Consider the following 8,760-nt stretch of genomic DNA (forward strand, 5'->3'; position numbering starts at 1 on the left):
CATAGAAAAAATCCCCTCCATAGTAAACAGATTAATGTGCTTTCTTTTTACTGTCTACTATAAGGGGATCATATCATTTTAGTAGAGGACTCTTTCTATAAACCTGGTACAGAATCCAAGCTATCCGCATTCGGAACAGCTTGCATAGTACCTGACGTGTTGGCACTTGGAGAGGTATTCGTGCTCATACTTGTTCCAATCGCTGAACCTTTCGTATACGTCGTTGTCACTACATCCCCTGGGTTCAAGCAAAGATTTGTTGCCGTTCCTATTACAGTCACAACATCAATACAAGTTGGCCCTGTTGCTCCACTATATGTCTTTGATGCAACAAATGAAGTATCCCGCAAGTTATCCCCCGTAAATAAACTCCCATAGTTATTTACAATCACAAACTCTTTAATATTTGCCGGCATGACCAGTCAACCTTTCTGTTATGAACCTAATGTTAATTCACTTGTTTCTAGTGGTGGAAGGAATTCTGGCGTCCTAGGAGTAACTGACGGCATCCGTTTTCCATTCAAAAAAGTAGCGATGCTCGATCCACCAGAACCAGCATATATTTTCAAAGCAGCAAATGGTTCAATAGTATAACAATCACCTACATTAACAGCTCCTGTGTTATTAACAATCTTTATTTTACGAATTCGCGCACTCACCATCCTCCCTCCTTTCTATATAAATCGATTATAATCGCAGGAATTGTTGCTCACTCATATGCGAAAAACAATTCTTGTATACACTGTATGCAAAAGAAAAAAACTTGAAACAGACGCGTTTCAAGTTTTAAAAATGAATTATTGAATTTCACCTTCATATTGCAGCATACCGCCGACCATATTCACTGTTTTAAACCCTTGTTCATTTAAATAATGACATACATTTTCACTGCGCATTCCTGATCGACAGATAAAAATATACTCATTTTCTTTATCAAAGAATTCCACTTTATTTGGAATATCACCCATTTTAATATGTACAGCTTCTGGAATTTTCCCTTGTGCTACTTCCTCATCTTCACGTACATCTACTAAAAATAACGTTTCCCCGTTTTCTAAGCGCTCTTGCACTTCTTCTGTTGTAATTGTTTTTACTTCTGTCATATGTCGTTCCTCCTTAATATAATTAAAACTTTAACGTATTTCCGAAAGAAGTCCCCACTTCAAAACGCGTTCGTATTTAAGTGAGGGGTAGTTGACGTAGTAAATTTTTTCTCTACTCATCTATTCATCACCAATTTTAGCATGGAAAATTACGAACGCAAAGAAGTGAAACTTCCCTCATTTGCATTATTCCTCAACTTAATTGTAAATTTATTACATTTACAAATCTACCTCTCACATTGTATCCTCAATATACTTGTTTTACGAAAGGAGTCGATCGACATGACACTTTTTCTTTTCATTATAGGTCTCATTTTTTTAATTCTCGCTATCATTTCACTCGGTATATTTAACAAAAGAAGAACCACACGATCCTCTCAAGAACGAGCATTCTTTTATTTATTACTTAGTATCGCTTGCCTTGGATTGTGCATTGCTACATACGTCTTCCGTTTAAAAATCATCTAAAAAGAAGGTGCTCGCTTAACGGCTCGCACCTTTTTTCACACATTGCTATATATCCATTTCAATTTTTCAAGCGTATAAGTCGCGGCTCCGAAGAACCAAAAGTGACCGCTACTTGTTTTCTCTCTTTGTTTTCACTTGGCACAGGGCAGGAAAAGGGGCTGATCGCTTCTATGCATGGCCAGATGCTCTCTTTAAAAACTCATCCACTTTCTTTTCAAATAAATGAACATCAAATACACCAGCCATATGGCCATTCATACTTTCAATCTCATAAACTTCTGCGTATTTCCCTTGTTTCTGGAGCAGCTCTACCATTTTATAATTATAACGAGAAGGTTGCAGTAAATCTTGTTTACACGGAATCATAAGCACATCTGCCTCTATTTGAGAAAGTGCCTCTTCTAAAGAGGAAAAACCGTGTGCAAGATCATGTAATAACGTTGCTTTCGCTGTATACATCCATGAATTCGCATCCACAAAAGTAATATTTTGAAGTGTCAATGCATTTATATTTTGTTCAAATGAAGTCCGTGCTGAGAAATTCTCATAAGCTAGCGTTTCCGTACTATTACGCGGAAATGTCGTTTCATAATAGTGAGCATCAAACCCATTTATAAACATCATTTTCCCTGCTAAATGCAGCCCTTTCGTCGGCTGTTCATCCCCATAATTTCCATCATTCCATTTTGGATCTAACTGAATAGCTTCAATTGCATTTTGCAGAACATTAACCGATGTCACAACCGGATTTTGCGGATTCGTAATTACACCAATCATTCGCTCTACCATATGGGGATAACGAACAGCCCATTGCTGCGCAATCATTCCACCAGCTGATGGTCCGATTACCGCATGTAACCTTGTAATTCCCATTGCATTCACTAATTCATATTGCACACGTGCTACATCTAAAAATGTAAATACCGGAAACCCCATCCCATATTCAGATCCCGTTATTGGATTAACTGACTTTGGTCCCGTTGTAATCACGTAAGGATTTTTCACTTGTACATTACAAAGATTATCGGTACATATCACAAAATAGCGATCGGTATCAATTGCTTTACCCGGTCCAATCAGTCCGTCCCACCAACCAGGAATGAGATCTTGCTCCGTATATTTTCCTGCCGCATGGCTTGTTGCACTAAAATAATGACAGACTAAAATCGCATTTGATTTTTCCCGGTTTAATTTACCGTACGTCTCATATCCAATCTGAACAGGGATCTTTATGCCATTTTCAAATGTAAACTCTTTTAAATGAAAGCTTTCTTTTTTTACATACATCATAAATTTCTACTCCATTGTAAATACGTCATTATATATCAATCCTCCATAACAAATCTATCCCGTTTACCAAAACACTTTTACGTTTCCAAAAGAAACCCTTCTTTTAACAAAAAGGATTTTTGATTCCCCATAAACATGTGCATAATATACAAAATACGCCATAAACTAACATTATCTTACATGAGTTAAAGAGGGAATACGTATGATATGGAAATGGTTTCCAAAGAAAAAAAAATCAAGTAAAACAGATTCAAAAGAGCAAAATCAAACTACTAAACAAGAGGAACAAACACAAAACAAACAACATCAATCTGCTCAAGGTACTAAACAAGAGGAACAAACACAAAACAAACAACATCAATCTGCTCAAGGTACTAAACAAGACGCGCAGACACAAAACAAACAACATCAATCTGCTCAAGCTACTAAACAAGACGCGCAAACACAAAACAAACAACATCAATCTGCCCAAGCTACTAAACAAGACCAGCAAACACAAAACAAACAACATCAATTTGCCCAAGCTACTAAACAAGACCAGCAAACACAAAACAAACAACATCAATTTGCACAAGCTACTAAACAAGACCAGCAAACACAAAACAAACAACATCAATCTGCTCAAGCTACTAAACAAGACCAGCAAATACAAGGCAAGCAGCAAAATAATAGTAGCAATAGCATTTATGATTTCAGTAAACCCGAGAAAGAAAAGGTTCACTCTCTTCAAGATTTATTAGAAAACCTAAAAACATCTAGTGATTTTGTAAGTTATCACACATCAGATGATGAAACAATGCCGTATTGGATTTCTTATTACCGGCCATCGCTTGATGGTGAAAAATTACAAAAGTATTTAATGCCAGCTTTATTAGAGCATAGATGTTCTACATTAGAAGAATTAAAAGAACATATTCCAATGAGCGGGATTACAATTACAAATGATCTTCAAAAAATTGAAGATATGGTTTTAAAAGGTCACGCTATCGTACAGTTACATGAACAAGATCAAAAATGTATCTTAGCAAATATCACAATTGATAATTATCGGGCGCCATCTATTCCATTAAATGAATCTACAGTTATTGGTCCACAAGAGGGATTTGTAGAGGATATTGATACGAATCTTAACTTAGTACGTAAACGCCTTCCAGTGTTAGCACTACAAACAAAAGAGGTTATCATTGGGACATTCTCTAAAACAAAAGTTGTCATGATGTATTTAGAGAACCTTGCTGAAAAAGACAGTGTTGATTATTTAGAAGAGTCACTTCGTACAATTGAATACGATCAAATCAACGACAGTTCCTATATTCAAGAATTGATGGGAGAAAAATCAATCTTCCCACTATTTATTAATACAGAACGTACAGACCGAGTAACGACCGCATTAATTGATGGAAAAATCGCTATTTTTGTAGATGGTTCACCGAGCGTCTTACTCACTCCTGTTTCATACTTTGATTTTTTTGTTTCGCCAGAGGATTACAACGTATCTTGGCTTTACGCTACGTTTTCAAGATTTTTAAGACTCATTGCTGTTCTGTTTTCCATCTGCGCAGCACCATTATATGTTGCCATTTTAAGTTATCATTACGAATTAATTCCAAGCGATTTACTCGAAACATTAATTTTATCAAGAGCACAAGTTCCTTTCCCACCTTTAATAGAAGCACTCTTTCTAGAACTGGTTATTGATTTACTTAGAGAAGCTGGGGCTAGACTACCAATGAAAGTAGGCCAAACACTTGGTATTGTAGGCGGTATCGTAATCGGACAAGCATCTGTACAAGCAGGACTAACAAGTAATATTTTGTTAATCATTGTCGCCTTATCCGCGTTAGCTTCCTTTATCACACCGATTTATAAGATGGGGAACGCAGTTCGCTTACTACGATTCCCATTCCTTTTATTTGCAGAATTAGGTGGACTATTCGGAATTTCACTAGGTTTTATCTTTTTATTTACTCATCTATTCAGGCTTTCTTCTTTACAGAAACCATTCGCGCTCTTTTATCCAGCAAGGCGACAATCACTAAAAGACTCTTGGATTCGGTTTCCATTATCTATGATTGATACAAGAGATATTCAAGCAAGGCCGCAACACGTAAAAAAATCAGCAAAGGGGATTTCAACAAAACATACATCTGACTTTGACGAATAAGAAATGAGGTGCATTTATGAGTAAAGTCAAAACAAAATATCAAATATCTCCTATCTTTGTTTTCTTCTTGATTCATAGTGCACAGTTCGGCGCTGGAGTTCTCGGATTTGCACGCATTATCGCAAAAGCGGCTGGATATGATGCCTGGATAGGAGTTGTTATAACCGGAATCATCATTCACATTCTCGTTTGGATGATGTATTACTTATTAAAAAATACAGAAGGCAACCTAATAGATCTTCATCAACAAACCTTTGGAAAGTGGCTCGGTAATGGCGTTAATATTGTATTCATGCTGTATTTTTTCGCTTTGAGTATATCCGTTGTTCGAACGTATGTTGAGATTGTTCAAGTATGGATGTTTCCTACCGGGTCCACTTGGATGTTCACCGCCTTTTTATGTTTATTAAGTTACTACGTCATCTCATCAGGATTTCGCGTCATGACCGGTATCTGTGTACTTTCAATCGTGGGAACATTAGGTTATATTTTTCTTAGTTTTTTTATGTTGCGATACGCACATTGGGAAAATTTACTTCCTGTTTTTTCACATTCTTTTGGAGATATTTTAAAAGCATCTCAATTGTCAATTTATACCATGACAGGCTTTGAAATTTTTCTTATGATATACCCATTTGTGAAGAATCCCGAGAAATCTCATAAATTTGCACAATATGGTGTATTATTCTCTAACATTTTATATTTATTTAGCACGATTTTGGCATTCGCTTTTTTTAGCGAAAAACAGTTATCAAAAACAATTTGGTCTCAGCTTTCAATGACACAAGTTATTCAATTACCCTTTATCGAACGACTAGAATACATTGCCATCTCCGGCTATGCACTTGTAATTCTTACAAGTTTTATTCTTCCATTATGGGCCGCTACAAGAGGAACGCATGAAATCTTTCATGTAAAGCAAAAATACATTTTACTTTCTTTCATACTAATTACCATTATTGTTTCACAACTTTTAACAAACAGGCACGATATCAACGATTTTATTAGTTATATTTCCAAAATTAGTCTTTGGCTTATGTATGTTTACATCCCAATCTTATTTCTTATCGTGTGGGTGAAAAGAAAATGGAAAAAATCAAGAGAAAACTAATTCTTCTTTCATGTATTTGTTTGTTCACCATAACAGGCTGTTTGCAAAAAAATATTGTTGATGATGTTCAGTTAATTCAAGGGGTTGTTTTTGATACAGCAAAAAACAATAAAATAAAGGTAACATCGGTTTGTCCGGTGCAGCGAAAAGGAAATAAAGTACAGGTCTACGAAGGAGTAGGAAATGCCGTTAAACAAGTAAAAGCTGATACTTCTTTGGAATCTTCTCAACCATTTGCAAGCGGACAAATGCGCATTGCTTTGTTTACTACAAGAATTGCCAAAAAAGGATTGTCGACCTCCTTTGACACATTGGTTCGTGATGTCAGCATCGGAAACTCAGTGTATGTTGGATTATTAGAAGGAAATGGACCTGAGCTGTTAAAAGGAAAATATACAACTTCTTCTAATGTGGCTATCTATATAAAAAAAATGCTAGAGCATAACATGCAAACAGGCCCCTTACCAACTGATAATTTACATTTAGGTGCATTTCGTTATTATCGTGAAGGCCAAGACTCTTATATGCCTATCCTAAAAAAGAGTAAAGACAAAATCAAAATCACTGGCATTGGACTTTTAAAAAAGGATAAGTATGTCGGAAAAATTGATCGACAAGATATGTTCGTATTTAAGGGGTTATTGGAAAAACACCGGTTAGATTCACACGAATTTAAAAGTAATAATGGATATGTAATGATCAATAATATACGCTCCAAGCCAACGTATACTGTAAATATAAAAGCTGGAAAGCCTTCCTTTTTAATTAAAGTAAAAATAGATGCACGCATCTTAGAACTTTCGAAACAAGTAAACCTAGAAAATAAACAGAACACAAAAAAATATCACAAGAAGTTGAAAAAAGCTTAAATACTGAAGCCACAAAACTCATCAAAAAATTTAAATATTTAAATGTTGATCCTCTTGGGCTAGGTGCTAAATTTAGACAACACTATCGACCATTTAAATTAGCAGAATGGAAAAAAATGTACAAAGACGTTCCTATCACAGTAAAATATGAAGTTGATATTACAAACTCCGGTGTAATCGAATAATATGAAATATAGTTTCCTCAAAATGTCAGATAATGATTGAACTCCTCTTCCGGGCATGATACAACGGAGAGAGGAGTTTTTTGATAATACTTACATAAAGAAAAAAGATATTTACGGGGGAGCTTATGTCTAAAAAGTTAGTAAAACCTATTTTAAATGGTATTCTGTTTCTCGGCGTCTTTTTATTTGCTCATACATACTTAAAAAATGTTTCATTTACACGTTATTTACTTGTTGTCGTACCGACGCTACTTGTTGGGATGTTCGGGATTGATCTCGCTTTATCATTTTTAATAAAGAAAGAAGAGTAGGGAAAGAACATCTTATTTTATAAGGTGTTTTTTTTATTAAACAATCTCCTTATGTTACAATAAAGTTCGGCACAAAACGTGAAAGGATGAAACAACATGGCTAACGAAAAAGGTTTAGATAAAGGATATGAACTTGTTGCAAAAATGCACGAGGTATTTGGACACCCTGTTACAGATGTACCAACAAAATTAACAGAAGAACGCGCAAAAATTCGCGCAAGCTTTATGCAAGAAGAGTTAGAGGAATTTTTAGAAGCTAATACTGTAGAAGATCAATATGATGCGTTAATTGACCTTATCTATTTCGCATTTGGAACATTTGCAGAAATGGGAGTTCGTCCCGATAAAGGCTTTGAAATTGTAAACAATGCAAATATGGCAAAACTATTCCCTGACGGAAAACCACGTTTCCGCGAAGGCGATGGCAAAATTTTAAAACCAGAAGGCTGGCAAGCACCAGAACCACAGTTACGTGCTGAAATTGAGCGTCAACGCCAAGAAGCATTAGCAAAAGCAGGGAAATAAGATTGAATAGGCTACCATTCGCGGGAAGTTAAGCCCCGCACTTATGTCTTATTTTTTCGAGCGAATGATATGTCGTGTCGAAACGCCGATATATCTGAAAAAGGAGCTCTCTTTATGAAGAGAGCTCCTTTTTGTTTATCCCGCATTAACGGGCAGTAATACCCCCACCTCAAAATTCGGTGAAAGCAAATAAGTTAGGTGAGAGATAAACTGCCCGTAAAAGCCCGATTGGTGAGGGCTAATAATCAGTGGGGGATGAAGAGAACCCCCACTGATTAAAGTTTCACTTTATTTTTTCTTCTTTTCTGTCGGTTGACTTTGTTTAGCGAAATTAGATGAATCATCGAAATTCGGTTGCTTTTTACCAGCATTATTACTTCTACCTTTTCCCATATGTAATGCACCTCCTCTCCTCCTTACTATTCCCAAAATAAAAAATCCCCTTGCGCACAAGAGAATTTTTTTATGTTTTTTATTTACTCTATTAGTGTCCGTGTCCAGCATGCCCTGCCGCGCCCGCTGTTCCTGCAGTACTTCCTGCACTTCCCGCTCCGCCATACCATATTTGATGTTGTTGACCATGGTGTTGATGCTGACCATGGTGTTGATGCTGGCCATGGTATTGATGCTGGCCATGGTGTTGATGCTGGACATGGTGTTGATGATGGACATGTTGTAGATGATGGTCATGGTGTTGTTGGTGGTCATGGTGTTCTTGATGGTCTTGGTGTACT

Annotated in this window: 9 protein-coding genes and 1 pseudogene; 5 read left to right on the forward strand and 5 right to left on the reverse strand. The window is 36.3% G+C overall.

Going from position 1 to position 8,760, the window contains the following annotated elements; genetic code table 11:
* Positions 1–95: 95 nt before the first annotated feature.
* The 4 genes from JDS96_RS28935 to JDS96_RS28955 all read right to left on the reverse strand — a co-directional run bounded on the left by JDS96_RS28935 (position 96) and on the right by JDS96_RS28955 (position 2,861).
* Positions 96–416, reverse strand: a complete 321-nt coding sequence (locus tag JDS96_RS28935; protein WP_199668885.1) for a hypothetical protein — start codon at positions 414–416, stop codon at positions 96–98.
* Between the two features lie 18 nt (positions 417–434).
* Positions 435–662 (reverse strand): spore germination protein, encoded by a 228-nt coding sequence (locus JDS96_RS28940; RefSeq protein ID WP_003201173.1) that lies wholly within the window; start codon positions 660–662, stop codon positions 435–437.
* A 135-nt stretch (positions 663–797) separates the two neighbouring features.
* Entirely contained in the window at positions 798–1,103 is a 306-nt protein-coding gene (locus JDS96_RS28945) for a rhodanese-like domain-containing protein (RefSeq protein ID WP_003201171.1), read from the reverse strand.
* 636 nt (positions 1,104–1,739) lie between these two features.
* Positions 1,740–2,861: a homoserine O-acetyltransferase family protein gene (locus JDS96_RS28955; protein ID WP_199668886.1), complete on the reverse strand. Its 1,122-nt coding sequence runs from the start codon at positions 2,859–2,861 to the stop codon at positions 1,740–1,742.
* A gap of 202 nt (positions 2,862–3,063) precedes the next feature.
* Between JDS96_RS28955 and JDS96_RS28960 the strand changes: the two genes are divergently transcribed.
* From JDS96_RS28960 to JDS96_RS28980, 5 genes and pseudogenes are all read left to right on the forward strand, one after another.
* Positions 3,064–5,025 (forward strand): spore germination protein, encoded by a 1,962-nt coding sequence (locus tag JDS96_RS28960; RefSeq protein ID WP_199668887.1) that lies wholly within the window; start codon positions 3,064–3,066, stop codon positions 5,023–5,025.
* A gap of 16 nt (positions 5,026–5,041) precedes the next feature.
* A complete protein-coding gene (locus JDS96_RS28965) occupies positions 5,042–6,136 on the forward strand; it encodes a spore germination protein (RefSeq protein ID WP_199668888.1) in 1,095 nt (364 codons plus the stop codon).
* Positions 6,112–7,190, forward strand: a pseudogene (locus JDS96_RS28970) (Ger(x)C family spore germination protein). Before JDS96_RS28965 ends, JDS96_RS28970 begins: the two are co-directional and overlap by 25 nt.
* 125 nt (positions 7,191–7,315) lie before the next feature.
* A complete protein-coding gene (locus JDS96_RS28975) occupies positions 7,316–7,501 on the forward strand; it encodes a hypothetical protein (RefSeq protein ID WP_003201353.1) in 186 nt (61 codons plus the stop codon).
* A 96-nt stretch (positions 7,502–7,597) separates the two neighbouring features.
* On the forward strand, positions 7,598–8,026 hold the full coding sequence (locus JDS96_RS28980; RefSeq protein ID WP_003201351.1) for a pyrophosphohydrolase domain-containing protein: 429 nt from the start codon (positions 7,598–7,600) through the stop codon (positions 8,024–8,026).
* Positions 8,027–8,314: 288 nt separating this feature from the next.
* On the opposite strand, the gene JDS96_RS33365 is transcribed toward JDS96_RS28980, so the two are convergent.
* Positions 8,315–8,760: hypothetical protein (locus JDS96_RS33365; RefSeq protein ID WP_199668889.1), on the reverse strand; the 446-nt coding region annotated here is incomplete at its 5' end.

Origin of the sequence: Bacillus cereus group sp. N21 (assembly GCF_016483395.1) — a bacterium.
Classification (GTDB): Bacteria; Bacillota; Bacilli; order Bacillales; family Bacillaceae_G; genus Bacillus_A; species Bacillus_A pseudomycoides.